Genomic DNA, 25,964 nt, shown 5'->3' with positions numbered 1-25,964 from the left:
GTCTCGTTTTTCGATGGGTCTAGAGATGAGTAAAAGAACTGAACATCTCCAGCTTTTCCTAGACGCCATATTCGCAGCATACGACCGTCTTGTCGGAAGTCCGGATGGTCGTCGCGGGGTCCCGGAAATCTTCGGATTGATCGAGCGCCTGGCGTCGAGAGGGAGGGGCGGCGATCGTCCTTGAACACGGACGCGCTCGATGATGGTGACGATTTCTCTTCCGGTATTCCCAGGTCAACGCTCGATGACGAGATCGCTAAGTGGCTTCGAACAGCATGGCAGGAACATTCCAGCGTCGATCTCGCGCTGCCTGATGCCGCCGTGGTGGTTCATTTCCACGGAGCCCGAGACGAGCTTGGACTTGCATGTACCGCAGACGCCGTTCGAACAGGAGGAAGGAAGCCGTACGCTTCCCTTCTTCGCAGCCGCAAGCACCGTCTGATCGGCAGATACGTCCAGCGTCTTCTTCTGCTTAGAGAACTCGACCTGGTAGATCTTGCCGACAGGTTGCGCCTCGACATCGAGGCCCGGTTGGTCGATCACGGCCGCGTCGAAGCTCTCTTCGATATAGTCGGATGGCGGGACGCCGAGAACTGCGGAGATCGAGCGAGCGGCCGCCATGAAAGGCGCGGGACCGCAACACATCACGACGCGCTCGGCGATGTCTGGCACCGCGAGCCTGACGAACTCGGGCGAGATCCGGCCGGTCAGACCAGGCCAGGACGGTTCACCAGCTACTGTCTCAGGCAGAAACTGCAGACGCAATCCTTTCATTCGCGCGGCAAGACTGGCAAGCTCCTGACGAAAAATCAGGTCTGAGGGCGTTCTCGCCGCATGCAGGAAGACGATGTCGGTGGCCTCATACTGATCCGCAAGATCACGCGTGATCGACATGACAGGGGTGATGCCGGAGCCCCCCGAGATCAGAAGCAGCTTCTTCTTCTCGCCCTTCGGACGCATGAAGTGGCCGAGCGGTCCCTGACCCTTGACCGTCATGCCGGCCGTCAGGTTGTCATGCAGCCAATTCGAGACCTTACCGCCGGGCACGCGCTTGACGGTCACGGTGAACGCGTTCCTACGGTGCGGCGATGACGCGATGCTGTAACAGCGGGCTTCCCCGTCCGAGCCTGTCGGGAAGTCAAAGAGGAAGTACTGTCCGGCGTCGAAGTTGAACCGCTTGCCTTCAGGAGAGGCGAACGTGAAGCTCTTCACATCGTGCGTCTCCTGATGGACATCGAGGCAGACGAGCGTCTCGTCCTGCTCGGGATCCCAGGTCGCGGTGTCAGCCCGCGTCAGTTGTTGGAATTCAATACCCATGAGCGCGCATCCGATCGATGTACCACGTCGCGAATTTGTCGAGGTTGGTTTCGGAGAACTTGGAATAGCGGCCAGGCTGATAGGCCGGGTCGAGGGCGCCCGCATGCGAGCGGGCGACAAGATCTGCGTCCTGGTCTGTCGTTGCGATCCAGACGTCGGTCAGCTTGTCGAGGTCGTAGTCCTTGCCTTCTACGGCATTCTTGTGCACGAGCCACTTGGTTCTGACGAGCGTTCGACCGGCGGAAAGCGGGATGACGGTCGCAACGATCGCGTGGTCGCCCATGAAGTGGTTCCAGCTATTGTGGCCCCAAAGGTGGGTGTCGCCGAGATCCTTGCGCGTCATGTGACCGAGCAGCTTGGACGAGGCCGCCGTCGCGTCATGGGTCTGGGATTCGCCGGCGCCCGCAATGATCAGCCGCTGGGTGCGGAAGTTCGTCGCGCAGTTTTCCAGCCGTTCGACCGCAGCGGACGGGAAGCCGTCGGCCTCCCAGGACTTCGTCCTTTCATCGTAAAGGCGGAAGTGTTCTTCGGCCTGCTCACGATCTTCAGGGGTCAGCGTTTCGGGATCGAAGCCAAAATCGAGATCGACGAAGGACACGCAGAGCTCGGGGTGATTGGCGGAGCAGTGATAGCACTCGCGATTGTTTTCCATCGTGAGCTTCCAGTTGCCGTCCTCGATCACATCCGTCTGATGGGCGACCTTGGCATTGCGAATGTCATAAGGGGCCAGGCGCTCGATCATGGCATGTTCGAGATTTGAGATATCCTCCGGCGGGGTGTCCGAGAGGCATACGTAGACAAGGCCGCCGATCGATTTGAAATTCACCGGCTTCAGGCTGTGACACTGCTTGTCGAGGTCCTTGCCCATATGAGGGGCGTAGGCCAACTCGCCGGTGAGCTCATAGGTCCAGGTGTGATAAGGACAGACAAGCTTCGAAACGATTGTCTTTCCTGCGTCAAGCAACCGCGAGCCACGGTGACGACAGACATTGTGCAGGACACGCAGCTCGCCGTCGTCGTCGCGAAGCAGGATCAGGCTTGTCTTGCCGATATCGACAACCGTCGCGTCGCCTGCTTCCGGAACATCGCAGTCGAGGCCAACGCAGATCCAGTGCTTATGGAAGAAGACGTCGATATCCGCATCGAACACGTCATCGCGCGTGTAGAGGCCGGCGGGCAACGAATGACCGTTGGCGCGGGCTTCGAGCAGGGCAGAGATGTCAGATGGCAGCTTGTTGAGCATGATAACCTCTCGTGGTTCTATGACCGGCAGTTTGCGCTTGCGTCCCAGAGGCTTCAACGGCATTAATTTTTAGCGATCCATAACTTTAGGTAATGCGAAGGTAGCGTTGATGAACTTTCGGCGGCGTATTCCATCACTAACCGCGCTGTTGACTCTCGAGGCAGTGCTCCGGCATCGCAGTTTCACGGCCGCAGCCGTCGAATTGGGTGTTACGCAGGCAGCAGTGAGCCGCCAGATAGCGGTCCTCGAGGAGGAGCTTGGTCTAGCTCTCTTCATACGAAGGCATCGTGCGATCGAGCCTACTCCACCCTGTTTGGCGCTCGGCACGACATTGGCACAGAGCTTCGCCAACATCGCGGATACAGTCGACGCGGTAAGATCGTCCCAGCAAGGCGTGGTCACCATTGGAGCCTCGGTGGCGTTCTCCTCGTTCTGGCTTTTGCCACGGCTCGCAGAGTTTCGACGGGAGAATACCGGCGTCCAGATCAGGGTGATTTCCCAGGATGCCAGGATCGATCTTGATGCCGGTGGTGTGGACATAGCCATAAGATATGGAAGGCCGCCATTCGCCGACGCGAAGATCGTCGCCTCGCAGGAGGACTTTGTCGTTCCCGTATGCTCGCCGGACTATCAGCGACGGAGACAGTCTGGTGAACTCTCAGACGCCGACGAGTTCATCGAGACGGATGCGCAGGACAGAACCTGGCTTTCCTGGGCGCATTGGGTCGAGGAAACAGGGCGCGATCTCCGAGTGCGGCCCCATCTGCGCTTCAGTCATTACACCGAAACGATCGCGGCCGCACGGGCCGGGCAGGGGATCGCGCTCGGGTGGCGACTTCTCGTTCAGACGTTCCTCGATGACGGAACTCTGGTCGCTCTTGAGGATGCTAAGATGCCGACAGTGGAAAGGTTCCACGTGCTTATTCCGGTAAAAACGCGAAGAAGCGATGCCGCTGAACATGCAGTCACGTGGCTTGCCAACGCATTGACCCACCGACGCTAGAGGCCTCTGACACAGGCCGGCTTTCCTTTTTCGACTAGATGACCGTCTGTAGCCCGAGTTCCACGACCCGACCGGAAGGAAGGCCGAAATAGTCGGTTGCGGTTCCGGCATTTCGTGCAAGCGCGATGAACAGCCGATCCTGCCAGAATGGCATGCCTCCCTTTTTTGAAGGCAGGATTGTTCGTCGCGACAGGAAGAAGGATGTCGACATGATGTCGAAGGTCAGGCCAAGTTCTCGCGCGAGAGCAAGGACACGCGGGATGTTTGGCGTCTCCATGTAGCCGAACGTGATCACCAGCCGGCTGAACAGCGGATTGAAGCTTTCCAGAAATATCTTGTCGTCGTCGGGAACGAATGGAGTTGCCGCGGTCACGACGCTGAGGATGATGTTCTGTTCGTGAAGCACCTTGTAATGCTTCAAGCTGTGCAGCAGCGCCGTCGGTGCGCCCTCGACATCACTCGTCAGGAAAATCGCGGTGCCTGGGACCGTCGGTGGCTTCTTTTGCGCGAGCCTGTCGATGATCGAACGCAACGGGATCTCGTCTGCCCGCGTTCGCGCGGCAAGCAACCGCCTGCCGGAAATCCACGTCTGCATCATCAGCCCCATGATCAACGCCACGGTGATCGGAACCCAGCCGCCATCGGGAAACTTCGCAATATTGGCGGCGAAGAAGCCGGTATCTATGAGGAGAAGCGGAGCGATTACCGCGGCCGCGGTTAGCATCTTCCAGTTCCAGACATGCCGCATGACAACGAACAGCAGGATGCTGGTAATCAGCATCTCGCCGGTGACCGCGATCCCATAGGCCGCCGACAGTCCGCTCGAGCTCCTGAAGTACAGGACCAACGCCACTACGAAAACGAAGAGGAACGAATTGACCTGCGGGATAAAGATCTGGCCGGAGTGGGTTTCTGAGGTGTGGAGAATCTGCATGCGCGGCAGCAGGTTGAGGTGCATGGCCTGCCGGACGAGGGAGTAAGCGCCCGATATCACCGCCTGGCTGGCAATCACTGTCGCCGCAGTGGCAAGGCATACGATCGGCACGCGCGCCCAGTCCGGATGCATCCCGAAGAACGGATGTGACGCCATGTCCGGATTTGCCAGTACGAAAGCGCCCTGGCCGAAATAGTTGAGGAGAAGGCACGGGAAGACGAGCACAAACCACGCAATAACGATCGGTCGCCGGCCGAAATGCCCAAGATCGACGTAGAGTGCCTCGGCGCCGGTGACTGCCAGGAAAACCGCGCCCAAAACCGTGATGGCAAGGCCGACGTTATTACCAGCGTATTGGATTGCGTGAATCGGGTTGATCGCTCCGAGGATCGCCGGATCGTCCAGAATGTGGATGCCGCCGCTGATCCCCAGGACGGCGAACCAAACCGCCATCACGGGACCGAACACGGCAGCCACCCCGCCGGTTCCGAATCGCTGAATGATGAACAGTATCGCGATGATCGTCAGCGTGATCGGTACCACCCAATGGGAGAGCGCCGGAGCGACGACCTGGATACCTTCGACGGCGGACAGGACCGAGATAGCCGGCGTAATGATCGCGTCGCCGAGAAAGAGGGAAGCACCCGCGACGCCCAACACCATAATCCAGAGAGGTCGGCCCGGAATGCTTTCTCGAGCGAGGGTCATCAAGGAAAGCGTACCGCCTTCGCCATGGTTGTCCGCCTTCAGGACGAAGGTTACGTATTTCACCGTCACCACGACCGTGAGAGCCCAGACGATCAACGAAAGGATCCCGAACACGTTGTCGCGGTGTGAACCCAGTCCGGCCGTCGCGTGCAGCGCCTCTCGAAATGCATAAAGCGGGCTCGTGCCGATATCGCCGTAAACGACGCCAAGTGCGGCAAGCACGAGAGGCGCAGTCCCCCTGCTGGTTTCATGTCCGATTTCCGGGTCTTCGGAACGAAGCTGCGGATAGGTCAAAAGGGCGGTCCTTGGTCGAAAATGCGAGCTCTTTGGCTGAGCTTGTATGCAAATCGGCAGGCATTGGCAAACAGACGGCAGTCGAGATCACAATCCGCGACAGAGGAACCAAGCCAGCCTTCGACTCGGTGCTTCATCACCAGCTTTGCTTCATGGTACGGGACTCACTTCATCAAAGAGAGTTTCCCAATGAAGCCGATGAGACCTTTTGATCGAAGCGGCCTTCGAATAGCTCGTTTTCGAGATGAATGCCTGGAAACAACCGTCTGCTGGTTGAACTGGGTCAACGCGTGGCGATCTTCAATATTTCTTCTTGCGAACGATTTTGTTGCCACGTGGCCCGCTGATGATTGGCGTTCTATCGCGATTTTCCACAACAAGGCTTCGCCAGCGCTCAAGACGGTCGGCGGCTAAAGTGCCGCTCTTGACGGCCGCCTGAACCGCGCAACCCGGCTCATGGGCATGGGTACAGTCGCGAAACCGGCAAAGCGTTGCCAACTCGGTGATTTCGGAAAAGTGTATATCTATTCCGTCTGTGACGTCGCTGACGAGCAGCGTTCTTATTCCTGGCGTATCGATGACCCATCCACCGCCTGGAATTGCATGCAGCGACCGCGCCGTGGTGGTGTGCCGGCCCTGCGCGTCGTACTCTCGGATGGTGCCGGTCTTCTGCTTGGTATCAGATCCAACCAAGGTGTTTACGAGTGTCGATTTTCCGACCCCGGAGGATCCCACCAACGCGATTGTCTGACCAACGCCGTACCAGGGTTTCAAGAGGGAAACGGCGTCGGCGGAGCGCCCGTTGAGTGCGATGACAGGGAGGTCATGTTGCAGCGCCTTGGCCAGGGACTGGAACTCGCCAATGTCTGCAGCCATATCGGCCTTGGTGAGCACAACGACTGGATTGCTGCCGGCCTGCTTGGCCATAATCAGGTAGCGTTCCAACCGAGCGGGATCGAAATCGGCGTTACACGAAGTAACGATCAACAGCGTATCAACGTTAGCAGCAACCAATTGCTGGCCGTGTCCACCTTCGGTCCGCCGCTGAAACACGCTTTTCCGCTCAAGGCGCGTGACAAGCATGTCGGTCAGCGGATCGGCCAGAATCCAATCGCCCACCGCGAAGTCAGCGGTACTACTATGGGCCGGGAGCTGCAGTCCGACTGGCCCATTGACATCGATCACTTCGATGCGTGCACGATGTACCGAGGCGACACGCCTGGGGACGAGGCCGGCTTCGCCAGGTCCAAGTTGATCCGCGAAGAACTCGGACCAACCGAGCTGTTCCAGCGTTGAATGAAGGGTGGTCAAATTTTGTCTCGCATTCGGTACGACGGCTGTGCGGAGTGGCTGGGATGGGCTCGCAGCGTTTCGCCTACCTTTGCGGCTCACGCTTTGGCAAGGAATTAGCGTATGCCGCTGCCTCGCCGGAATAGGGGTAATCGTCACCGAGTTGACGATCGCCGTCGAAGACCTTGAATGTTGGCCCATCGAGTTCGACAATCTTGTAGCCGTTTACATATTCGATCTTCGGTGTTCTGAAACCCATTGAAAGTCCTCTAGCCAGGCTAATGTTTCTTGACGCTGGAGACTATGCCCGACAGCGCCTGCTTCACGCGACGGTTCCTCTATGGAGGCGCTGCGCAAAATGATCGACCACGTCGCTGCGTTCCTGCTAGCGAGTTTTCTGACGCACGCGTTGGCGATGCGGTAGCTCGACACTGCAGAATCTACGTCCCCAGTGCTCTTGCGGGGAAGCGTTCCCAGCCTAGATACCCCCTAAAATCGCAAACAGCCAGATATAAAACAAAACGTCGACGTAAGAGTATGCCTAGTGTATGCACGGATTATCGATGCTTTGTTTGCCGATGCTTGTTTGGGGTGCGCTCTGCGCCTCTTGATCAGCTCTCATCAAAGTTGACGGACCGATGTGTGTCGCTCGGCGGGAATTGGTGTGTGCAACGAATTGGTCTGTGATGACCTTTAGACCGTCAACTGGTTCAATCGCGCGATATGAAGATCAGGTAGACATCTGTTCTCATTGTTAATATTTCACCCGACCTACAACGCTCCGTCTAGTCAGGACGGGTATTTGCTAATCGAACCTGTCTCTGAAAAGGGAAATCTATTGAAACTTTCGAACGACAACAGCTTCGCTGAACGCCGCAAGTCGGCGGAAAAGTCCAAGCATGAGCTCCTGGCAAAATTCAAGTCAGCGCCGAAACCGACGGACCCTGAAATGCAGGAAAGGCTTGCGGCGCGCGATGCGGTCGCTTCCGCGAGGACTGCACGTCGCGCCGAGCGCGATGCTTCGAAGGCGGAGGAAAGTAATCGCCTCTTGATCGAGGCCGAGGCTTTGGCTGTCGCGGCGGAGGCGCAGGAGAAGGCCGAGGCTGAAGCCAGACAGGCGGAAATCGACAGTCGTGCTTCCCGCGTCGTGGCCGATGAAGCAGCACGCAAGGCCGAGCGCGATCGCCGTTATGCGGCACGCAAGGCTCGGCGCGCCTGATGTCCGAAAACTCATATGGAAGCCTGGAGTTAGCGAGTTCCACCCCTGAAATCAGGAAGGGCTCGCTTCAGATGAACGCTCAAGCCCGCCGACCAAGCTCGCCGCAACAGGATACGGCTGGCGCTTGGCTAAAGATTCTTGCGCAATACCGGCAGCCGCGATTTGGCCGCAGTGTGTTTGAGCTTCTGGTGACGATTGTGCCGTTCGCTGTGTTCTGGGCCGGCGCGTGTATTTCCATCATTAACGGTTCGTGGCTGGGCGGCGTCCTTGTTCTGCCGGCGGCGGCTTTCCTACTCCGGCTCTTCATGATCCAACACGACTGCGGGCACGGTTCGTTCTTCGCGCGGCGAAGGTTGGACACATGGACGGGGCGTGTGCTCGGCGTTCTCACGCTAACACCATACGATTACTGGCGGCGAACGCATGCCGAACATCATGCCTCTGCCGGCAATCTCGATGAACGGGGAGTGGGTGACATCGCCACACTAACGGTCGCTGAATATCGCGCCCTTTCTCCGGCACGGAGGCTCGGATACCGGCTTTACAGGCATCCGCTTGTTATGTTCGGCATTGGTCCTGTCTGGGTGTTCCTTCTCAAGCAGCGCCTGCCGATCGGTATGATGGGCGCTGAAGTCTTGCCCTGGGTTTCCACCATGGCAACCAATCTGGCGATCGCGTTCGTCGCTGCCTTGATGATATGGGCCGTGGGGCTTGTACCTTTCCTCTTGGTCCATCTTCCTGTGGTTTTGTTGGCGGGAGCTGCCGGCGTCTGGCTGTTTTATGTGCAGCACCAGTTCGAAGAAACGCATTGGTCAAAGGCGGGAGAATGGCAATTTCCTCAAGCCGCCCTCCATGGCGCGTCGCATTACGACCTTCCGCTCGTGCTTCGATGGCTGACGGGCAATATCGGCGTCCATCACATTCATCATCTCTCGAGCCGAATTCCATATTATCGTCTTCCGGAAGTCCTGCGCGATCATCCAGAACTGGCAGGCATCGGTCGCATAACTTTATGGGAAAGCTTCCGGTGCGTCCGACTTGCGTTATGGGATGAACGGCTGGGCAGGCTAGTTTCTTTCCGAGAAGCTCGGAAAGCCACGGCGCACCAATAGCTTCTGAGCAGCCTGGGGCGGGAATCCAACAGGACCGCCGCCGCCGGGAGCTCGATCAGAATCGGACGGTATTCGTGGATCGCGTGCTGGGCGGTCTAGTGCGATGTGTAGGCACCATCGACAGCATGATAGCTTCCCGTGATGAAGCTTGCCTGCTCCGAGAGGAGAAAGCAGGCAAGGCCTGCGACCTCCTCCGGCTTGCCACGCCGACCCATGGGCTGAAGGCTATCCATGCGTTTCAGGTAGCTTGCCGCCTGTTGGACCTCCGCCACAAGCGGCGTATCGATCCATCCGGGCCCGACGACGTTGATGCGAATACCGAAGCGTGCGTATTCGATCGCCGCGGCCTTCGTCAGCCCGACAACACCATGTTTTGCTGCGGTGTAGGCAGCAGTCAGCGGCAGGGCGACGGTTCCGAGAATGGACGAAACGTTGACGATCGATCCGCCGCCGCTTTCCAGCATGGCGTTGATCTCATGTTTCATGCAGTAAAAGACCCCATCGAGATTGACCTTTGTAACCCGTTGCCATTCTTCGATCGGATAACTGCCGGTGGGGTTGCGCATGCCGTGGATACCGGCATTGTTGACGGCAAGGTTCAATCCGCCCCATTCTTTGACCACGTCGGCGAACAGACGTTCAACCGACTGAGCGTCGCCGACATCGACGTAAGACGGCATGGCCCTGCCGTCGCCAACGGTGATTTCCTCAGCGAGGCGAGTGGCCTTCTCCATATCGATGTCAGCGATCACGACACGGACACCTTCGTGAGCAAGCTGGCGGCAGATCGCAGCGCCTATTCCTGACCCTCCACCGGTTACAACGGCAATTTTGTCTCGAAGGCCCAGCTCCATCGATTTTTATTCCTCCCGCAAGCAGCTCGCATATTGCCTCACAACTGCAAGGCGCACCTCAGTTCAGTATCTTTGCACCAAATATTGATTTTCATCTACATCCAGCTTTGACCTAATCTCTGTCGATGTTAGTTTCGATCGTCAAAACTAACAGATAGTGGCAGGTGAAAATGTGCAAATACCTCGTCACGCGCCGAGGAATCATTTTTGGCGGAATGGGCATGGTGCTCTCCAGCTGCGTTCGTTCGGAAGATTGGCATTTAAGTTCGGCTTTTCGAGGCGATCCCGATCGAAGTCCAAGGTACCGTCGACAAGAGGTGGCCTATAATGGTGGTGAAGCGCCGGGAACGATTGTGGTCAATACCTCAGAGCGCTTTTTATACTTTGTAGAGTCCGGTGGACGCGCGACACGCTACGGCGTCGCGGTCGGGGAGGAGGGACTGAGCTTTAAGGGCGTAGCATCAGTGGGCAGAAAAGCCGAATGGCCCTCGTGGAAGCCGACCGAGGAGATGATGCAACGTAAGCCAAGGCTGATCAAATATGCCGATGGTGTCCCTGGTGGTCCGCTCAATCCTCTGGGTGCGGCGGCCCTCTATCTGTATCAAGGTGGACAAGACACGATGTTCAGGGTGCACGGAACCAATGCGCCGTGGTCTATCGGACAAGCTGTTTCGAACGGCTGCGTGCGCATGACAAACGAGAGTATTGTCGACCTTTACAGACGAGTTCCCGTCGGATCGAAGGTGATCGTCATCTAGCGCTTTCGCGGCAGACAACGAAAGCTTGGCTATGCGCATTTGTTAATGCTAAAGTAGAAATAGCGCAGCCAGAGTGATTCCACACTGGTCATCTTCTGGGTTGTTGCTAGCATAGTAAGTGTTTGCCTTCGATAAGCTACCCCAGATGAGGAGAGGACTTCTTGATGAGCCGCATTATTATCGTCATGGCCGCAATAATTGCCGTTGCCAATCTCAGCGCTTGCGCAAACATGGGTAAAGGAAAGGGCAAGGCACCTCCGCCTGAAGCCGCCGCGGTCTATAAGTAATTAGGATCTTGGAAAGAGGGGCCCGATTGGCCCTTCTTTCTTTGAGAGTTTTAAAAGGACTGATTTCTCGTCGCCGCAGCCGGCCGACGCGTGGCTCACATATGGCTTGAGAAATGGAGCGTAGCGATGCCGCTTACCAAAGGTCGTCTTTTGCTTGCGGCTGCGATCGCATGCGCGCTTTCATCCTGCCAGACGGCTGACAAGCCGCCACAGCCGCGATTCACATCGACAAGTAAAGATGCCGGTAGCGCAACGACCACGAAAGTCGCGGCGAGCCGGCACTTCATCGAGTTTCGGTCCCGATATGCCCTGAGCTATGGCCACACCTATGTCGTCTTCGGTGAACTCGACAGGAACGGAAACATGATCCGTCCCGAAGTGGCGGGCCTAGCGCCAGCCTCGCATGATCCATCTCAATACGTTGTCGGCCATTTCATACCAGTTCCTGCCTCGACCGGCTGGACGGACGGCGATCTAGAAGAGCAGTACCGCTCGGCAAGTTGGCGGGTGCTTTTGAGCGACGCGGAATATCGGGACGTCGTTGCCTTCATTCGCAAGCAGCAGGCGATTTCGAAGACGTGGGAAGCGACCGTCAACAACTGCAATGCATGGACAGGGGAAATCGCCCGCCACATGGGCTACAAGACGCCGGGGATCTGGCTAAGGCCACAGCAATTTATAACCCAACTCAGGCAGATGAACACAACGGGGTGAGCAATACTTGCTCACGACGCGGCCGTTAGCGTAAGGTAAGCTTCTGCGAACATTGATGTCGCGAGCGTGATGGCCGCTGGTTGGCATGTCGGTCTGAAATGATAATCGGGGGTGAGTTTGGCACTGGTAAGCCTCGGCAAGATTATCTGGGCGATGGGGGTTGTCGCCTGGTACTTGATCCGTCGACCGGCCGAACGGCGGGCAAGGCGGCACCGCATCGTCAGCAATCAGAGGTCCACGAGAGACAAGGTCGGGCTCGTCTCCGCCTCCGTTGGACTTGGCCTCATCCCCGGACTTTTTGCCCTAACCGGATTTCCCCACGAAGCGACCTATTCCGCTCGACCGATTTCGCTTCTGCTTGGCGCCGTCCTCTACGCTGCCGCCATGTGGATCTTCCGACGGACGCACAAGGAACTGGGCAAGAACTGGTCTATTTCCTTGGAGATCCGCGAGGAACACGAACTGATAGCCAGCGGTCCCTATGCTCTTGTCCGCCACCCAATGTACACCTCGTTTCTTTTAATGGCCGGGGGCCAGGCCTTCCTTCTCGCAAACTGGATCGTGGGATTGGCGGGTTTCGCAGGCTTCGCAGTCCTTTTCTTCCTTCGAGTTGACAAGGAAGAGCAGATGATGCTCGAATTCTTCGGTTCGCGATATCGTGAATACATGCGGCGGACGAAGCGAATCATCCCTTACGTCTATTAAGGTGGCATCATGCGAGGTCGATCGATCAAGCTCTCGGCAGCAAGGCGACTTGTCGGAGACCTGATGCGGTTTTCCATCGGGATCCCGCGCGTCACCGTCCAGCGGCAAATGCGGATCGGGCCATTGGTGGACGCCCGAAATGCACAGGACGCCAAGCCGTCCTGGACCGCATTGTTCTTGAAGGGGTATGGGCTCCTTGCCTTGGACGTTGTCGAGTTCCGGCGCGCCTATGTGAAGTTACCGTGGCCGCACCTCTATGAGTATCCCGAAAGTGTCGCATCCGTTGCACACGAGCGGGAGCACGGCGGCGAGCGCATCGTGCTCCTCGGTTCGATAAAATCGCCCGAACGCAGATCAATCGAACAGCTTGACGTCTTGTTGCGAGAGGCGCGTTCGCGTCCTGTCATGGACATAAAACAGTTTCGTCGCGCGCTTAAGTTCGCCAACATCCCAGCGCCGCTCCGGTGGATCGGGATGTGGTTCGGATTGAATCTCGGTCGGCAGCGTCCGCGTTTCTTCGGTACGTTCCAGCTCTCGGTCTATTCGGGGCTCGGCGCAGAATCGCTCAATCCGCTGACGCCGTTGACGACGCTCCTGAACTATGGCCCGATCGGCCCGGACGGGAGTGTCGCGGTGCGTATCCTTTACGATCACCGGGTCATGGATGGTGCAAATGTTGCCCGCGCCCTGGAGCGTTTCGAAGCCATTCTCAACAACGAGATCGCCAGCGAAGTCAGGGCAATGTCCTCGGGCAATCTTGTGTCGAACGTTGCTCTCGGAGAGAGCTCCATATGATTGGTGGCGGGGAGTTACTGCCGGCCACCGTTGTTCTTGGAGCGTCGAGAGGCATCGGTCGATCGATCGCCAAGATCGCTGCACGCGAGGATACGACTGTCGTCCTGGTGGCTCGGTCTGAATCCAACCTTGAAGCGGTGGAAGCAGAGCTCCGTGCTGCAGGCGGCAGGGCGGTAGTATTTCCAATCGACCTTTCCTCTTCGGACGCATCGAAACAGCTTGAGTCCTTTCTGGCGAGACATGGGTTGTTCTGCGACGTGCTCGTGAACAATGCCGGTTACGGCCTTCGTGGTGCCGCCACCCTGCTGCCGATCGCCGACCAGCTTGGGATAGTCGACCTCAACATCCGAACGCTCGCCGATTTCACGTTGCGATTTTCGCCTGGTATGGCGAGGAGAAGGCGCGGCGGCATCATTAACCTCGGCTCTGTCGCAAGCTTCCTGGCGGGGCCGAACATGGCCGTCTACTATGCCAGCAAGAGCTTTGTCCGATCGTTTTCTACTGCTCTATCTCAGGAGCTGCGCGGTACGGGCGTGACCGTAACTTGTGTCGCGCCGGGTCCTGTTGCCACCGATTTTCTGGACAGCTCCGGTGCCGGTCGTGCAACGCTTTTCAAGGTTCTGCCGAAACTTAGTGCGGACTATGTTGCCGAACAGGCCTGGCGGGGGTTCAGATCGGGTCGCCGGCTTGTCATCCCTGGAATTTCCGCAAAAGTCCTGATTGCTATTGCAACGGTTCTGCCAACCTCGTTGCTGTTGCCAGTGGTCTATCGCCTGCAGCGCCGCAAGAGCGATCCTTGCCCATGCGGTTCAGGTGAGACATTTGCTAAATGCAAATGTTCTTCAATGAGGAACTAACCAAATCAATATTGCGCCATCGGCGATATGCAACGTATGGTCTGCGAACGGGGCCTTTTCGCGCTCGCATTGTGTGTCGCTGCTGCCGACAAAAGTTGCCTGCATTTCAACAGCGGAGCTGTGACAGGTGAAATGAAAGATACAACCGAGCCGCTAACGCCCTCTCCGGAACGAAAAAGACCCGTCGAGCGCCACCACGAAGCCGATTCCCATGGAACGAGCGGCGCTGCTGCGTGGTCGAGACCACTCCGGGTCCACCTGAGCGTTGTGATCGTTGGTCTTCTTGTTTGTATTTCCGCCCCGCTCATGTGGATGGCCTACGTGCAAGGGCGTACCACGGCGCTGGCAGCGGGTGAATCACAAATGCGCCAGCTCGGCCTGCGCGTCGTTGAGAACTACCGCAGCGTTTTTGGCGACGGTTATTCGGCGGTAGAGACGGCGTCCGTATTGCCTCAGATGCTGACGCCGCCCCCGCAGGACTTCGAAGCAAAGCGTGACTATCTTCTCAAAGTGCTGCAGAGCGCCGATTATATTGATGACGTATATGCCGCCTATCCAGACGGAAGTTTTATCCAGGCTGTGAATGTTGATGTTAACCCGAAGTGGCGCGAAGTTCTGTTCGCCCCCGAAGAAACCTCGTTCGCGATTCGAACCATTGCCAAAACCGGATCGGATTCTTCCTCCACGTGGCGCTTCCTGAGCAAGAGTGGTGCCCAGCTCGAGATGCGTGACGAGCGCAACGACAGCTACGATCCCCGAACCAGGACGTGGTACCACAATGCGGTCCGCGCCAATGCGCCGGTGTCGGTCGGCCCTTATGTGACAGCCACAACGAAATCACTTAGTCTGACGCTTGCAGTTCCCATGAGCAAGGATGCAAGGATCGTCGCCGGTGTCGACGTCTTGCTTGAAACGGTAAGCCACCTGCTGAACAAGGAAGCTGTCTCTGAACATGCCAAGGGTTACATGTTCGACGGCGATGGGCGTCTCATCGTTCACTCGGACGCGAGGATCATGGCGAGCGTCCTCGAAACGTTGTCGCGAGGCGATGCCGAAGACATTCCATCCTTGGAAGCTGTTGATCCTGCAATTGCACCGATACGCCGACTGTTGGAGGTAAGGGACGACGGCCAGCGGAGCACGGGGATCGTGCCGTTCTCAGTCAATGCGACCCACTACGTTGCGCAGTTTTCCCCCGTCGAGTTTTCCGGACTGCTGAAAGGCAATACTGTCGTCATCGCGGCCCCCCTTGATGATCTCGTCGGTCCGACCGATCGGCTGCTGTTCAACAACCTCTTGACCGCCGCCGCGTTCGTCGCTGCCGGCATCGTTGCGGCGATCGTGATTGCGCGCCTGATCAGCAAATCGCTTTTCTTCCTGGCGGACGAAGCTCACAGGATCGGCGATCTGAGATTCGAGAAACGGCGATTGCCCCATTCGTGGATCGCGGAGATCAATGTTCTCGGGCACGCACTTGAAACGGCTCGCAGTACCATCGCCACGTTCTCCCTCTATGTTCCCCGAGAACTGGTGAGGAGAATAATCGCGTCGGGGCAGTCAGCTGTTGGATTGGCGGGGCGCCAGGAGATCACAGTGGTCTTCACCGACATCAAGGACTTCACCACCATTTCCGAGCAGCGTTCGCCAGAAGAAGTGGTGGATCTGTTGTCGACATACTTCGAGTGTCTGAATGCCATCGTGGAGCGGCATGACGGAACGATCGTCCAGTACCTCGGTGACTCGATCTTCGCAATGTGGAACGCGCCAACCCGAGACGAGCATCACGTTGCAAAAGCCTGCCAGTGTACTCTTGCGATGAAAGCGGCTGTCGATGACATGAACGCCGCGAACGTCTTGTCGGGCCGGCCAGAACTCGCGACGCGATTTGGCGTCCATACAGGATATGCGGTCGTGGGAAGCGTAGGTGCGAACACTCGGCGCCAATATACGGCGATGGGTGACACCGTTAACGTGGGGTCCAGGCTCGAGGGAATGAATAAAGAATACGGAACTGCGATCCTAGCCAGCGGCGCGGTGCGCACGGCGGTGGGGGAACTCTTCGAGTTTCGAGATCTGGGGCGCGCGAACCTAAAGGGACGCACCCAAGAAATCGAAATACATGAGCTGCTGAAGGCGATTGGGACTTAATGCTATCTCGGCACGAGCCAAGGCAAACTGTCGGGCTGGCCTCATCGGCGCGCCCGAGCTCTCATGAATGCATGAGATGAATTTGGACTTAGTCCTCGTAGAAAGAGCTCGCTTGTGGGCCGGCAAGGGTGACTTGCCAACTTCCCTTCCGCTTGAAATTTTGACTGGCCAAGAAGGTATAGCCAGTTCGACGCCACGGTTTGACTGTGCCGCTCAGGTTGTCCAAAACGTAGTCGCCAGAGTTCAGCCGGGCAAGCAAGACCATATGGTTTTTCCTGCCACGATCGAGAACGACGGAGAGCGCCAGCCTGCTTGATGGAAACCCGACGTGGAGGAGCGTTTTCATTTTCGTAAGTGCAAAATCCTTGCAATCCCCGCTGTCGCTGACCGACCAGTAAAAGGATTTGCGAGGATCCACGACCGGCTTAACACGGGCATTTACATAGCGATTGACTTCCTGCAATACGCGCAGAGCCTCGTCGTCATTGATCGTGCTACTGCCATTGCCCTGGCACAACCAGTCATATCTCGCACAAGCCGAGCTGAAACCGGGTGGCGCGGCGATAGATCCGTGTGTTGGAATTTCGGAGCCGGCAACCGCTTGATTGAAAAGCAGCGGAAGAGAAACAAAAACACCGAGAATGGAAGTCAATATTCGCATGCTGGCCTCCTCGTTTATGCCAGAGTCGCGGAGGTCCCGAACCCTTGCAAAAAATTGACGGCACGCAAAATCCAACCTTCGGCGATTGTGATACGGCCGAAGACATGACGATTTTGGCGATGAGTTAGTAATAGCGTCCAGCGAGGTACGCGACCCGAGGTCCCCACGATAGCAGCGTCTCACAGCATCGCGCGATTTTCAACGAAAAAGCCACCAAGGAGGGGCGAATGCAAACTGTCCTCTCGCGTACAGCGGGAGCCAGTACGCCAATTGTCAGCACTGTCGATCGGCTACTGGTTCGCCGTTTTGCGGTCAGCGATGAGACCTATTTGCCGTCGCAATCAAAGTCGTGCACCCGGCGCCAGGGGCTCATAGTGCAGCTTTGGCGGCAGAGCTTCAACATCTTTGCCTCCAAATCTTTACCGACCCTGTCAGCGACATGGTTCCATGGCGCCAGGTCCGCCTGCACACTCAGGCGGACCCAAGGGCTCGTGCTCAGACGAGGTTGGTGGCAACGTTGATGTGACCGTGTGTCGCCTTCGAATACGGGCAGATCGTGTGAGCCGCGTCGATAAGCTCGCGGGCGATCACCGGGTCGACACCGGGGACGCTGACGTTGAGGCGTGCGCTGAGGAAATAGTTGCCCTCGTCGGCGTTTAGATCGATTTCCGCATCGACCGAAGTCCCAGCGGGAAGCTTGAGCTGCCTCTGTGAAGCGGCAACCTCGATGGCTCCCATGTAGCAGGCGGACCACGCTGCTCCGAACAGATTTTCGGCGGCCGGATGCGGCTGCTTCATCTTGATGTCCAGAAAACCATCGCTGCTACGAGCACCGCCTTCGCGGCCGTTTGTGTTGTGCGTCTTGCCTGTAAAAAGAACCTTGGCGGTCATGGCGAAATTCCTTTCGGTTGATTTGAATGTCTGCACCGCTGTGCTGACCAAAAACCTACTTCGCCGACATGGGGATCGCACGTTATGCGTTGTTAGACGTCAATAGCGGTGAGCCATGGGCGATCACGGCTATCGCACGCCTATCAACAACTAATAACGCCTAACGTGTCTATCTCAAGAACGAGGCGTACCCCTTGGAGCAGCACAATCGTGCAGACAATCACATCGTTTCCAAGGAGAATGATCATGGCCGAGATCAAGAGCGAGATTGTCGATGCAGACCGCCGACGCCTGTTGGCCGCTACCGCTTCCGGCATAGCTGCCTTTGGAGTTACCAGCCTGCTCCCGTTGAACGCTAGCGCGACGCCGGACTCCGAGGCAATACGCCCATTCCAGGTGAGCATTCCAGATAGCGATCTCGCCGATCTACGCGATCGCCTTGCCCGCACCAGGCTGCCGGAAAAAGAGACGGTCGATGATTTTACCCAAGGCGTGCCCCTCAAAACCACCCGGCAGGTACTGGATCACTGGCAAAACAGATACGACTGGCGCAAGGCCGAAGCCCGCCTCAACGCCGTGCCGAACTTCATCACCGAGATTGATGGACTCGACATCCATTTCATTCACGTTCGCTCAAAGCACGAGAATGCCCTCCCGCTGATTGTGACACATGGATGGCCGGGTTCAATTATTGAGCAACTGAAGATCATCGGCCCGCTCACCGACCCGACGGCTCACGGCGGGACTGCCGAGGACGCATTCGATATCGTCATCCCGTCGATGCCCGGATACGGCTTCTCTGGTAAGCCGGACGGCACCGGCTGGGGGCCCGAACGCATAGCTGTCGCGTGGATCACATTGATGCGCCGCCTCGGCTACAAGCAATTCGTGGCGCAGGGGGGAGACTGGGGTGCAGTCGTCACGGACATGATTGGCGTTCAAGCTCCTCCGGAGCTGCTCGGCATCCACACCAACATGCCAGGGGCAATCCCCATTGAAATCAACAACGCGTCCTTTGTCGGCGCGCCGGCTCCATCGGGGCTCTCGGCCGAGGAGAAGGCGTCCTACGACCAGCTCGTGTTCTTTTACAAGAATGTCTACTACGCATTCTTGATGGGGACGCGGCCACAGACCCTCACAGGGTTGTCGGACTCTCCGATTGCCCTGGCCACATACATGCTCGATCACGATAGGGCGAGCCTGGAGATGATTGCGAGATCATTTGATGGCAAGGACGAAGGCCTGAGCCCAGACGATGTCCTGGACAACGTCACTCTGTTCTGGCTGACGAACACCGGCGTTTCTGCCGCCCGGCTGTACTGGGAAAACAAGCTTGCGTTTTTTGCCCCGAAGGGGGTCACGGTTCCGGTTGCGGTGAGTGTGTTCCCCGACGAACTGTACCAGACGCCGCGTGCCTGGGCCGAAAAGGCGTACCCAAATCTGGTGCACTACAACAAGCTCCCCAGGGGCGGTCATTTTGCTGCCTGGGAACAGCCGAAGTTCTTCACGGACGAACTGCGCGCCGGCTTTCGTGGCGTTCGGAAATCTGGCTGAGCTTGGGCCGGAGCCTTCGGGCTCCAGCCGCACGAGGGGCTCCTGAATGGAAAAGACAGTGCGTCTGACCTACACAGGCATCACCGAAACCATCGGGGGACGTAAAAATGGCGTCTCTGACGGTATGCTCGACATCAGACTTTCCAACGCCGCGCCGATACGAACCGGAACCAATCCCGAGCACCTTGTGGCGGCGGCCTGGTCGACCAGTTTCGCAAGCTCGTTGGCACAGGTCGCGCGCGAGACTGGGGTGAAGGTTTCCGGGAAAATCAAAATTCATGCCGAGGTCGATCTGTTCTCGGAGGGGAATAGCCTTTTCTTTGAAGTCCGGTTTACGATCGACCTTCATTGCATCGAGCATGACGTCGCATTGTCCTTGATCCAGAAAGCACAAAGCATATGTCCGTTTGCCAAGGCCACCCGAGGTAACGTGGACGTCACATTCCTTCTAGCGTGACCGAAGAGCCTGCGGCACGCTTGCCTCAATAGCGTTAAAGATTTCATTGGAGTATAACTGGCCGATGAAGCGCTAGGCGAAAGTTATGAACGGGATCAGGGATGGCGCAACAGAAGACTTTTCCTTCGGCCCATTTCATCTGAGCGTGGCCCGGCGGCTTCTGGCGAAAGACGGCAATCCGGTCGACCTTGGCGCGCGTGCGCTGGACTTGCTCGTGGCCCTTGCCCGCGAGCCGAACGTTATCGTCAGCAAGAAAGACCTGATATCCCGAGTATGGCCAGATGTCATCGTTGACGAGGGGAGCCTGCGTTTTCACATGACGGGGCTCAGGAAGGCTCTGGGCGATGGGCAGGACGGAGCGCGTTACATCACGACCGTTGCCGGGAGGGGCTACTGTTTCGTCGCGCCAATTTCTCAACCCAACCGCTCCCCTGAGGATGTTGCTGGCTCTGACTTCCGACACGCAATACTACCGACGCGGCTAGATCGTATGGTTGGGAGAGACCAGGACGTCGTCCGACTGAGCGAAAAGGTGATGGCATCACGTATGGTGAACATCGTTGGGGTCGGCGGGGTAGGCAAAACCACGGTCGCAACGGCAGTCGCCCACCATCTTGCACCAACGTTCAATGGCGCGGTCCTCTTTGCCGATTATGGGATGTTGAGCGATCCGGCTTTGGTAGCCGCAGGAATTGCTTCCATGCTCGGTTTGCCCGTCGGCTCCAATGATGTGCGTCCGAGCTTGATCGCCTACCTCAGGGATAAGCAGATTATGTTGGTTCTCGACACGTGCGAGCACCTCATTGAAGCTATCGCCGATCTCGCTGCGGCAATCATCGAAGCCGCTCCAAAGGTCTATCTTCTGGCGACAAGTCGGGAAGCCTTGCGGATCGAAGCCGAAACCGTTTACCGACTCGACACTCTCACTTGCCCTCCTGATGATCCTGAGCTTTCTGCTGAGGCGTTGCGTTCGTTTCCGGCGTTGCAACTCTTCATCGAACGGGCCGCCGCAAGCGGCGCCTCGCTTGCCCTGGATGAGCAAGATACCCGAATCGCTGCCAGTATATGTCGCAAGCTCGACGGAATGGCGCTCGCTCTTGAGTTGACCGCGCGGCGCGTTGAGAGCTACGGACTGGCCCAGACTGCAAAGCTTCTCGATCAGCATTTGACGTTGGGATGGGCTGGATCGCGGACAGCTCCGCCGCGCCAAAAGACACTCCAAGCGACGCTCGATTGGAGCTATGGACTACTTGCCGAGGTCGAGCGCACCGTGCTTCGCCGGCTCGCGGTATTCGTTGGGGACTTTACGCTCGACGCGGCACTGGAAGTTGTATCCTCATCCGACATTGCTCCGGCAGCGATATTTGATGCCATTGACAATCTGGTCGCCAAATCCCTCCTTGCCACCCATCCGGTGGGGTCCATGATGCGCTACCGGTTGCTCGATACAACGAGAGCATACGCACAACAAAGCCAAATGGACGAAGACCGGATAGGCTTGAATGCTCGCCATGCCGCTTACTATAACCGATGGCTCGAGCAATTTGGACCGGATTGGCCGACGATGTCAGCAGGCTCGGATCGGCTGCCATACTTCGTGAGCATCAACAATGTTCGGGCGGCATTGGAGTGGGCCTTTGGTGAGAAAGGTGATCTCGCCGTTGGCATAAGTCTGGCCGCCGCCGCCGTGTCTGTTTTTCAGATGATGTCTCTCTTTCCCGAGTGCAAGCGTTGGTCCGAGCGCGCGCTGCTCGCAATGGACGAGGCATCGAAAGGCAGCGTCGAGGAGATGCACTTGCAGGCGGGCTTGGGGATTTCCCAAATGTACCTGCAAGGCGGCCGCGAGACATCGCAAATTGCCTTGGGTCGTGCACTTCATATTGCCGAAGAGCGGGGCGGGGCCGTTGATCAACTGCGTATCTTGGGCCCGTTGCATATGTTCAGCCTGCGGGTTGGAGACTTTAACGCAGCCGTTGATTACGCGCGGCGCTGTTCGCTTCTCGCCGTATCGGTGGGTGATGCGGCCACCATTGAATTGGGACATTTTTTCCTCGGAAACTCACTTCATTTCACCGGCGATCTCGTCAATGCCCGCGCGGAGCTTGAGGCCGCATTGAGGAGCGAACCGCGGCAACGACGAACCCCTGCGAGTTACGTCGGCTTCGAAGGCAAACATTTGGCCGGGGGAATTCTTGCGCGAAATCTCTGGCTTCAGGGCTATCCTGAGCAGGCGGAAATTCAGGCGCGTAGAGCGATCAGTGATGCCGCCAAGCTGGATCATTCGCTTACACTTTGCATTGCGCTGCTTGGTGGGATTGCAGTCTTTCTGTGGCGGGACGACGTGCCGAGTGCCGAAGAACACATTGACTGGCTGGTCTCGCGCGCCGGTCTCCATTTCCTTTCCCCATACGTAACCGTAGCCCGGGGCTTCGAAGGTGAGATCGCCATCCGGCGCGGTGAGGTGGCGTTAGGCATCGATACCCTGCGGCGCTGTATCGAGAAGCTCCATACCTCCACCTATGAGGTGTTCACGACGATGCTTCAGCTATCTCTAGTTAAGGGCTTGGCTCTCGCCGGTGAACACGACGAAGGCATTGCCAGGATCAACGCGACGATCGAACTGGTCGAGCGGGATGGAGATCGCTGCTATCTGCCCGAGCTATTGCGTGTAAAGGCAGGGCTACTCTCGGTGGCCGGCTATGTAGAGGATACGGAGGCATGCTTGATGTCATCCTTGAAGATAGGCCGTCGCATGGGAGCTTGTTCTTGGGAGCTCCGTGCCGCAACCGACCTTGCTACTCTGTGGAGTGAGAACGGGCAGCAGCAAAATGCGTGGAGCTTGTTGAACACTGTTTACGAACGGTTTGATGAAGGCCTTGATACAGCCGATTTGCTGAAGGCGCGCGTCCTTCTACAGTCGTCCCGTAGAGCGAATTAGCAGCCAGTCCGAACATTCCTTCAGCGTAATCGTCTCAAAGCTGTGACCGATTTTGAGAGAACAGGCCGGTCATCATTGGCCATGACCTGGCATCGGAAAGGCGCCGAAGCTCAATCTTGTCGCCGCTCAGAAGACGGCAAGATACTTTAGTAGAGAAATGATCCCGATGAGAATGACGATTACTTGCACGATTTGGCGCATCTTGGCATCAATCGGTAACCGCTGGACTAAATATAATACGAGGATGATGACGAGAAAGGTGATCAAAATCCCAATAAGTACAGATGCTCCGACCATTCAAAACTCCTAGGCTATAATATTGTTTCGTCTCAGAAGCTTAGATAGAGCGCTTAGAAAAAATGGAAGGCCTGCACCTTGCGGTAGCCCTCGCTCCGCCATCTGGAGTTAAGCTGCGGCTTTCGGCCGTCGATCGACGGTGAGAGCAATGCTCGGCCGCATCCCTTCCGGGTGCTCCGTTACATGCATTTTCGTGCGTCACTGTTGATTGAAGCCGGGCGGGATGATTGGAGACACGTCGCCCGCTATCTTTCCGTTGGCATCTTCACCAGCAGCTCCCATTCGCCGATTTCGTAGGTACCCTGCAATGTCGCCTCCACACGCGTTGTTCAGGTCGGCAGCGGAGTAGCCAGCAGCTTCGGCTTCCGCTCGGATGAGGTCGGATTGCTGTTCAACGGCCGCATCGTCATCGAGGTTCACGTCGTCGTTCACATTCTCGTCGAGCCAGTCACTGATATTTTTCATAGCATCCTGGGGGCGCGGCCGACGGGCCGCGCCATACATCGATAACGTTGGACATCGGTCTAGGTTGCGGCGTCGGGGGGTCGAGCAAAAAATGGAAGGCGATCATTTTGATTGTCGTAGGAAGTCCACCCAGCCTGAGTGCCGTATGGACTTCGATCAGGGCCCTGGGCACGAGGCTATCCCGACGACGAGTTCCGCCACCCAATCTCACCAACGCAGCAGACGTTTGCCGAGGGATGCCCCGATCAGGCCGCACAGCAGGATGCCGAGCGTGTACCATAGCGCCACGAAGGTCAGACCATTCTCGGTGCAGCCCCAACTGTAGACCCAGGCTCCGATGGAGCCGGCCGTGGCGCCAGCGACAAAGCCGGCAAGACGTGGCTGGGTAGGAGCGGCGCGACGCAGGAACAAGAATGTAGCTGCCATCAGGGGCGCTCCGGCAGCTAGAATGATCAGCGGGCAGAACCAGTAAGAAATTCCCATGATCAGCCGGATGTGTTCTGCCGGTGCCGCAGCATTCAGTTGCAGAAGTCCGAGAATCGTCAAAAGCATATAGATGACCAGTACCTGGAGCGCGGCTCCAGTCGGTCGGCCACCCGGTCGTGCCACCTTGATCAGGGCGACCACTCCGACGATAGAAAGCAACAGGGGATAGGCGGATTTCGCCCAGAATGCAGCCTGCGCAAGGGCGACAGAAAGGTCGGGGCGAAGGCCGTGGCCCAGCAGAATAATCGCCGACGATAGCGCAAAGCCTGAAACAAGCGCGCGCATCAGCAACCTGTGCAATGCACCTTTGCGCACCGGCTCCAAGTCTTTCACCAATCGGTCGATGATATCATCCGTCTTCGCCACGCTCGCCTCTCAATTTCGCAGCCAATGCCTTGATGCCACGGTGCACGCCGACCTTCACCATCGCTTCGCTGCGGCCAGTCCCGGCCGCCGTTTCCGCAACGGATCGCCCTTCCAGCCGGACCTGCCGGATCATGTCGCCCTGCCATGCCGGCAAGCTGGCCAACAGCCGGTTGACGTCGATGTTCGCTGCAACCGCATCTTCGCTATATGGAGCCAACACATCGCCAGCGGTTTCCAGACCGATATGCGAGCGACCACCCGCACGCCGGTGATGGTCGACCAGTTTGTGCCGGGCGATCGTGAAGAACCATGCGGTGAACGGTCGCTCACGGTCATAAGTGATCCGGCGTTGATGCAGAGCCAAAAGCGTATCCTGTACCAGATCGTCCGTGTGCGCGGCCGCACTACCGCCGAGCCTTCTTGCATAATAGCTGACCAGCAGGTGCCGTAGCATATTCAGCAGGCAGCGATATGCAGTCTCGTCCCCGTCCAAGGACAAGAGCATCAGTGCTTTCAACTCGGTTTCGGTCAACTGCTTCATGTCTTTTCCGTTTAATACGGCCTGACCGGAAAACCGTTACACGTCTGCCGAAGAAAAGCGAGACAGCCCGAATGCCGATCAATCGATCACATCGGTGTGATGGCTGTAACCGACCTTTCGATGCATCGAATGAGCTTCCTGTGAACCTTCGGCGCGACATGCGGCGAGCACATCCATTGGGAGAAGCATCATGAGAATTCGTCTTTTCAATACCACTTGCCTTGCCGTACTTCTCGGCCTGTCGCTGGCTTCCGGCATTGCGCAGGCGCAGACGAGTAACGATTCCATGAAGAAGACCGATACGACAAAATCCGACACCATGAGCAAGGATGGCATGAAGGCCGACGCGATGAAGATGGACGGCACCGAGGCCGACTGCATGCACAAGGCCGGCATGGAAAAGGACAGCATGAAGAAGGCGGACATGATGAAGTCCTGCGACGCGATGAAATAATCGCCCCGCGCCCTTGTAGCCTGCAACTGTTGCAAGGGCGCCTTCGTCGACACGGTCCCCCCGTTTCGGGGGAGAGTCCGTGGACGCCTCAGCAAGGCTGCAACTCGTACCCGCTCGCCTATTCGTTGCCATATCCTGGCAGTCCGCCTGTCGCACTGGCTGAATGTGCTGCGAACCGTGCTGCTGTTGGCGGACTGCAAATCTCCAACGCTCATCCAAGCCTCTATTGGGGGCAGTATGGTGCTGACGACGACCCGTCGTTCATTTCGATGGCCAATGCGACGGTCGTCGATGCGATGAAATCGGTCGAAGGCCACACTGTAACCGTCATTCATCTACAAAGGCATGGAACAGAAGATCGCTATTCCGGATGGCACGCCGATCGTGACGTTCGCGACTGCCGTCGTCGCTGACATCAAAGCTGGTGCGACAGTGTTTGTGCCGTCCGAAAAGGCATGCGACGGGTCGATGGTGTCGTTCCGCCGACGTGAGGCGTTCGTGGGTAAGGATGGCGCGGTGCTGGAAATGGTGGCGCGTTTAAACTGCATTCTGTTTGGCTTGAAACGAAACCATTTGAACCAACCTCACGTAAAGGGCCTTCAAGGTTTTCAGCTTT

General features: G+C 57.5%; 26 protein-coding genes and 1 pseudogene. 15 read left to right on the top strand and 12 right to left on the bottom strand.

All coding sequences use genetic code 11. The annotated features are described in order from the left end of the window. Window positions 1-234: 234 nt before the first annotated feature. Together ASE04_RS02690 and ASE04_RS02685 are read right to left on the bottom strand one after the other, a co-directional pair. Window positions 235-1,317 (bottom strand): FAD-binding oxidoreductase, encoded by a 1,083-nt coding sequence (locus ASE04_RS02690; RefSeq protein WP_056811571.1) that lies wholly within the window; start codon window positions 1,315-1,317, stop codon window positions 235-237. After that, window positions 1,307-2,560, bottom strand: a complete 1,254-nt coding sequence (locus tag ASE04_RS02685) for an aromatic ring-hydroxylating oxygenase subunit alpha (protein WP_056811567.1) — start codon at window positions 2,558-2,560, stop codon at window positions 1,307-1,309. Before ASE04_RS02685 ends, ASE04_RS02690 begins: the two co-directional genes overlap by 11 nt. A gap of 109 nt (window positions 2,561-2,669) precedes the next feature. Here ASE04_RS02685 and ASE04_RS02680 point away from each other — a divergent pair, with 109 nt between their 5' ends. Then, complete coding sequence (locus ASE04_RS02680; RefSeq protein ID WP_056811564.1) at window positions 2,670-3,563, top strand: LysR substrate-binding domain-containing protein; 894 nt, start codon at window positions 2,670-2,672, stop codon at window positions 3,561-3,563. A 34-nt stretch (window positions 3,564-3,597) separates the two neighbouring features. Here ASE04_RS02680 and ASE04_RS02675 read toward each other — a convergent pair whose 3' ends face one another. From ASE04_RS02675 to ASE04_RS31405, 3 genes are all read right to left on the bottom strand, one after another. Then, window positions 3,598-5,499, bottom strand: a complete 1,902-nt coding sequence (locus ASE04_RS02675) for a potassium transporter Kup (protein WP_056811562.1) — start codon at window positions 5,497-5,499, stop codon at window positions 3,598-3,600. A 300-nt stretch (window positions 5,500-5,799) separates the two neighbouring features. Further along, on the bottom strand, window positions 5,800-6,810 hold the full coding sequence (gene rsgA / locus ASE04_RS02670) for a ribosome small subunit-dependent GTPase A (protein WP_056811560.1): 1,011 nt from the start codon (window positions 6,808-6,810) through the stop codon (window positions 5,800-5,802). A gap of 64 nt (window positions 6,811-6,874) precedes the next feature. Further along, the gene (locus ASE04_RS31405; protein WP_244490318.1) at window positions 6,875-7,048 is read right to left on the bottom strand and encodes a hypothetical protein; all 174 of its coding nucleotides are present in this window, start codon (window positions 7,046-7,048) and stop codon (window positions 6,875-6,877) included. 579 nt (window positions 7,049-7,627) lie between these two features. Between ASE04_RS31405 and ASE04_RS02665 the strand changes: the two genes are divergently transcribed. Together ASE04_RS02665 and ASE04_RS02660 are read left to right on the top strand one after the other, a co-directional pair. Continuing rightward, a complete protein-coding gene (locus tag ASE04_RS02665; RefSeq protein ID WP_056811557.1) occupies window positions 7,628-8,008 on the top strand; it encodes a DUF6481 family protein in 381 nt (126 codons plus the stop codon). Window positions 8,009-8,079: 71 nt separating this feature from the next. Then, on the top strand, window positions 8,080-9,120 hold the full coding sequence (locus ASE04_RS02660; RefSeq protein ID WP_056811555.1) for a fatty acid desaturase: 1,041 nt from the start codon (window positions 8,080-8,082) through the stop codon (window positions 9,118-9,120). Between the two features lie 95 nt (window positions 9,121-9,215). Here the strand turns inward: ASE04_RS02660 and ASE04_RS02655 are convergent, their stop codons facing one another. Then, window positions 9,216-9,974 (bottom strand): SDR family NAD(P)-dependent oxidoreductase, encoded by a 759-nt coding sequence (locus tag ASE04_RS02655; RefSeq protein WP_056811550.1) that lies wholly within the window; start codon window positions 9,972-9,974, stop codon window positions 9,216-9,218. A 170-nt stretch (window positions 9,975-10,144) separates the two neighbouring features. Here ASE04_RS02655 and ASE04_RS02650 point away from each other — a divergent pair, with 170 nt between their 5' ends. The 7 genes from ASE04_RS02650 (at window position 10,145) to ASE04_RS02620 (ending at window position 16,238) form a co-directional block, all read left to right on the top strand. Continuing rightward, the gene (locus tag ASE04_RS02650) at window positions 10,145-10,732 is read left to right on the top strand and encodes a L,D-transpeptidase (protein WP_056811548.1); all 588 of its coding nucleotides are present in this window, start codon (window positions 10,145-10,147) and stop codon (window positions 10,730-10,732) included. 164 nt (window positions 10,733-10,896) lie between these two features. Further along, complete coding sequence (locus ASE04_RS02645) at window positions 10,897-11,019, top strand: hypothetical protein (RefSeq protein ID WP_056811544.1); 123 nt, start codon at window positions 10,897-10,899, stop codon at window positions 11,017-11,019. 126 nt (window positions 11,020-11,145) lie between these two features. Then, a complete protein-coding gene (locus tag ASE04_RS02640; protein WP_056811540.1) occupies window positions 11,146-11,733 on the top strand; it encodes a hypothetical protein in 588 nt (195 codons plus the stop codon). 117 nt (window positions 11,734-11,850) lie between these two features. Next, on the top strand, window positions 11,851-12,438 hold the full coding sequence (locus ASE04_RS02635; protein WP_156408684.1) for a protein-S-isoprenylcysteine O-methyltransferase: 588 nt from the start codon (window positions 11,851-11,853) through the stop codon (window positions 12,436-12,438). A gap of 9 nt (window positions 12,439-12,447) precedes the next feature. Continuing rightward, window positions 12,448-13,233 carry a hypothetical protein gene (locus ASE04_RS02630; RefSeq protein ID WP_056811533.1) on the top strand — a complete coding sequence of 262 codons (786 nt, stop codon included), beginning with the start codon at window positions 12,448-12,450 and terminating at the stop codon, window positions 13,231-13,233. After that, entirely contained in the window at window positions 13,230-14,090 is an 861-nt protein-coding gene (locus ASE04_RS02625) for an SDR family NAD(P)-dependent oxidoreductase (RefSeq protein ID WP_056811531.1), read from the top strand. The genes ASE04_RS02630 and ASE04_RS02625 overlap by 4 nt, the downstream gene beginning before the upstream one ends. A gap of 132 nt (window positions 14,091-14,222) precedes the next feature. After that, window positions 14,223-16,238, top strand: coding sequence for an adenylate/guanylate cyclase domain-containing protein (locus ASE04_RS02620; RefSeq protein WP_082597237.1), 2,016 nt, complete (start codon window positions 14,223-14,225; stop codon window positions 16,236-16,238). A gap of 88 nt (window positions 16,239-16,326) precedes the next feature. Here ASE04_RS02620 and ASE04_RS02615 read toward each other — a convergent pair whose 3' ends face one another. Beyond that, on the bottom strand, window positions 16,327-16,899 hold the full coding sequence (locus ASE04_RS02615) for a transglutaminase-like cysteine peptidase (protein ID WP_056811528.1): 573 nt from the start codon (window positions 16,897-16,899) through the stop codon (window positions 16,327-16,329). Window positions 16,900-17,394: 495 nt separating this feature from the next. After that, window positions 17,395-17,790, bottom strand: a complete 396-nt coding sequence (locus ASE04_RS02610) for an Ohr family peroxiredoxin (protein WP_056811840.1) — start codon at window positions 17,788-17,790, stop codon at window positions 17,395-17,397. Window positions 17,791-18,036: 246 nt separating this feature from the next. Between ASE04_RS02610 and ASE04_RS02605 the strand changes: the two genes are divergently transcribed. The 3 genes from ASE04_RS02605 to ASE04_RS02595 all read left to right on the top strand — a co-directional run bounded on the left by ASE04_RS02605 (window position 18,037) and on the right by ASE04_RS02595 (window position 22,739). After that, a complete protein-coding gene (locus tag ASE04_RS02605) occupies window positions 18,037-19,344 on the top strand; it encodes an epoxide hydrolase family protein (RefSeq protein ID WP_056811525.1) in 1,308 nt (435 codons plus the stop codon). Window positions 19,345-19,390: 46 nt separating this feature from the next. Continuing rightward, window positions 19,391-19,801, top strand: a complete 411-nt coding sequence (locus ASE04_RS02600; protein WP_056811522.1) for an Ohr family peroxiredoxin — start codon at window positions 19,391-19,393, stop codon at window positions 19,799-19,801. Between the two features lie 85 nt (window positions 19,802-19,886). After that, complete coding sequence (locus ASE04_RS02595) at window positions 19,887-22,739, top strand: ATP-binding protein (protein WP_056811518.1); 2,853 nt, start codon at window positions 19,887-19,889, stop codon at window positions 22,737-22,739. A 126-nt stretch (window positions 22,740-22,865) separates the two neighbouring features. Here the strand turns inward: ASE04_RS02595 and ASE04_RS32005 are convergent, their stop codons facing one another. The 4 genes from ASE04_RS32005 to ASE04_RS02580 form a co-directional block, all read right to left on the bottom strand. After that, a complete protein-coding gene (locus ASE04_RS32005; RefSeq protein WP_113362577.1) occupies window positions 22,866-23,036 on the bottom strand; it encodes a Thivi_2564 family membrane protein in 171 nt (56 codons plus the stop codon). Between the two features lie 198 nt (window positions 23,037-23,234). Continuing rightward, window positions 23,235-23,501, bottom strand: a complete 267-nt coding sequence (locus ASE04_RS02590; protein ID WP_056811515.1) for a hypothetical protein — start codon at window positions 23,499-23,501, stop codon at window positions 23,235-23,237. 207 nt (window positions 23,502-23,708) lie between these two features. After that, window positions 23,709-24,353 (bottom strand): DUF1109 domain-containing protein, encoded by a 645-nt coding sequence (locus ASE04_RS02585; RefSeq protein WP_056811512.1) that lies wholly within the window; start codon window positions 24,351-24,353, stop codon window positions 23,709-23,711. Next, window positions 24,337-24,894 carry a sigma-70 family RNA polymerase sigma factor gene (locus tag ASE04_RS02580; RefSeq protein ID WP_056811509.1) on the bottom strand — a complete coding sequence of 186 codons (558 nt, stop codon included), beginning with the start codon at window positions 24,892-24,894 and terminating at the stop codon, window positions 24,337-24,339. Before ASE04_RS02580 ends, ASE04_RS02585 begins: the two co-directional genes overlap by 17 nt. 190 nt (window positions 24,895-25,084) lie before the next feature. Between ASE04_RS02580 and ASE04_RS02575 the strand changes: the two genes are divergently transcribed. Beyond that, window positions 25,085-25,348 carry a pentapeptide MXKDX repeat protein gene (locus ASE04_RS02575; RefSeq protein ID WP_056811506.1) on the top strand — a complete coding sequence of 88 codons (264 nt, stop codon included), beginning with the start codon at window positions 25,085-25,087 and terminating at the stop codon, window positions 25,346-25,348. 120 nt (window positions 25,349-25,468) lie between these two features. Further along, a pseudogene (locus ASE04_RS32140) lies at window positions 25,469-25,656 on the top strand (cytochrome b/b6 domain-containing protein); the annotation flags it as partial. Window positions 25,657-25,964 lie beyond the last annotated feature (308 nt).

This window comes from Rhizobium sp. Root708 (genome assembly GCF_001429725.1).
Lineage (GTDB): Bacteria > Pseudomonadota > Alphaproteobacteria > Rhizobiales > Rhizobiaceae > Rhizobium.
The sequence above is the reverse complement of the archived record's forward strand: the minus strand, read 5'-3'. Positions and strand labels throughout refer to the sequence as shown.

What these genes read in the sequence shown, in the direction of transcription:
- ASE04_RS02615 (WP_056811528.1), bottom strand. Translation starts at nt 16,899, where the DNA reads ATGCGAATATTGACTTCCATTCTCGGTGTTTTTGTTTCTCTTCCGCTG.
- ASE04_RS02650 (WP_056811548.1), top strand. Translation starts at nt 10,145, where the DNA reads ATGTGCAAATACCTCGTCACGCGCCGAGGAATCATTTTTGGCGGAATG.
- ASE04_RS02605 (WP_056811525.1), top strand. Translation starts at nt 18,037, where the DNA reads ATGGCCGAGATCAAGAGCGAGATTGTCGATGCAGACCGCCGACGCCTG.
- ASE04_RS02610 (WP_056811840.1), bottom strand. Translation starts at nt 17,790, where the DNA reads ATGACCGCCAAGGTTCTTTTTACAGGCAAGACGCACAACACAAACGGC.
- ASE04_RS02580 (WP_056811509.1), bottom strand. Translation starts at nt 24,894, where the DNA reads ATGAAGCAGTTGACCGAAACCGAGTTGAAAGCACTGATGCTCTTGTCC.
- ASE04_RS02575 (WP_056811506.1), top strand. Translation starts at nt 25,085, where the DNA reads ATGAGAATTCGTCTTTTCAATACCACTTGCCTTGCCGTACTTCTCGGC.
- ASE04_RS02645 (WP_056811544.1), top strand. Translation starts at nt 10,897, where the DNA reads ATGAGCCGCATTATTATCGTCATGGCCGCAATAATTGCCGTTGCCAAT.
- ASE04_RS02655 (WP_056811550.1), bottom strand. Translation starts at nt 9,974, where the DNA reads ATGGAGCTGGGCCTTCGAGACAAAATTGCCGTTGTAACCGGTGGAGGG.
- ASE04_RS02620 (WP_082597237.1), top strand. Translation starts at nt 14,223, where the DNA reads ATGAAAGATACAACCGAGCCGCTAACGCCCTCTCCGGAACGAAAAAGA.
- ASE04_RS02690 (WP_056811571.1), bottom strand. Translation starts at nt 1,317, where the DNA reads ATGGGTATTGAATTCCAACAACTGACGCGGGCTGACACCGCGACCTGG.
- ASE04_RS31405 (WP_244490318.1), bottom strand. Translation starts at nt 7,048, where the DNA reads ATGGGTTTCAGAACACCGAAGATCGAATATGTAAACGGCTACAAGATT.
- ASE04_RS02660 (WP_056811555.1), top strand. Translation starts at nt 8,080, where the DNA reads ATGAACGCTCAAGCCCGCCGACCAAGCTCGCCGCAACAGGATACGGCT.
- ASE04_RS02625 (WP_056811531.1), top strand. Translation starts at nt 13,230, where the DNA reads ATGATTGGTGGCGGGGAGTTACTGCCGGCCACCGTTGTTCTTGGAGCG.
- ASE04_RS02680 (WP_056811564.1), top strand. Translation starts at nt 2,670, where the DNA reads ATGAACTTTCGGCGGCGTATTCCATCACTAACCGCGCTGTTGACTCTC.
- ASE04_RS02595 (WP_056811518.1), top strand. Translation starts at nt 19,887, where the DNA reads ATGAACGGGATCAGGGATGGCGCAACAGAAGACTTTTCCTTCGGCCCA.
- ASE04_RS02590 (WP_056811515.1), bottom strand. Translation starts at nt 23,501, where the DNA reads ATGAAAAATATCAGTGACTGGCTCGACGAGAATGTGAACGACGACGTG.
- ASE04_RS32005 (WP_113362577.1), bottom strand. Translation starts at nt 23,036, where the DNA reads ATGGTCGGAGCATCTGTACTTATTGGGATTTTGATCACCTTTCTCGTC.
- ASE04_RS02685 (WP_056811567.1), bottom strand. Translation starts at nt 2,560, where the DNA reads ATGCTCAACAAGCTGCCATCTGACATCTCTGCCCTGCTCGAAGCCCGC.
- ASE04_RS02600 (WP_056811522.1), top strand. Translation starts at nt 19,391, where the DNA reads ATGGAAAAGACAGTGCGTCTGACCTACACAGGCATCACCGAAACCATC.
- ASE04_RS02640 (WP_056811540.1), top strand. Translation starts at nt 11,146, where the DNA reads ATGCCGCTTACCAAAGGTCGTCTTTTGCTTGCGGCTGCGATCGCATGC.
- ASE04_RS02630 (WP_056811533.1), top strand. Translation starts at nt 12,448, where the DNA reads ATGCGAGGTCGATCGATCAAGCTCTCGGCAGCAAGGCGACTTGTCGGA.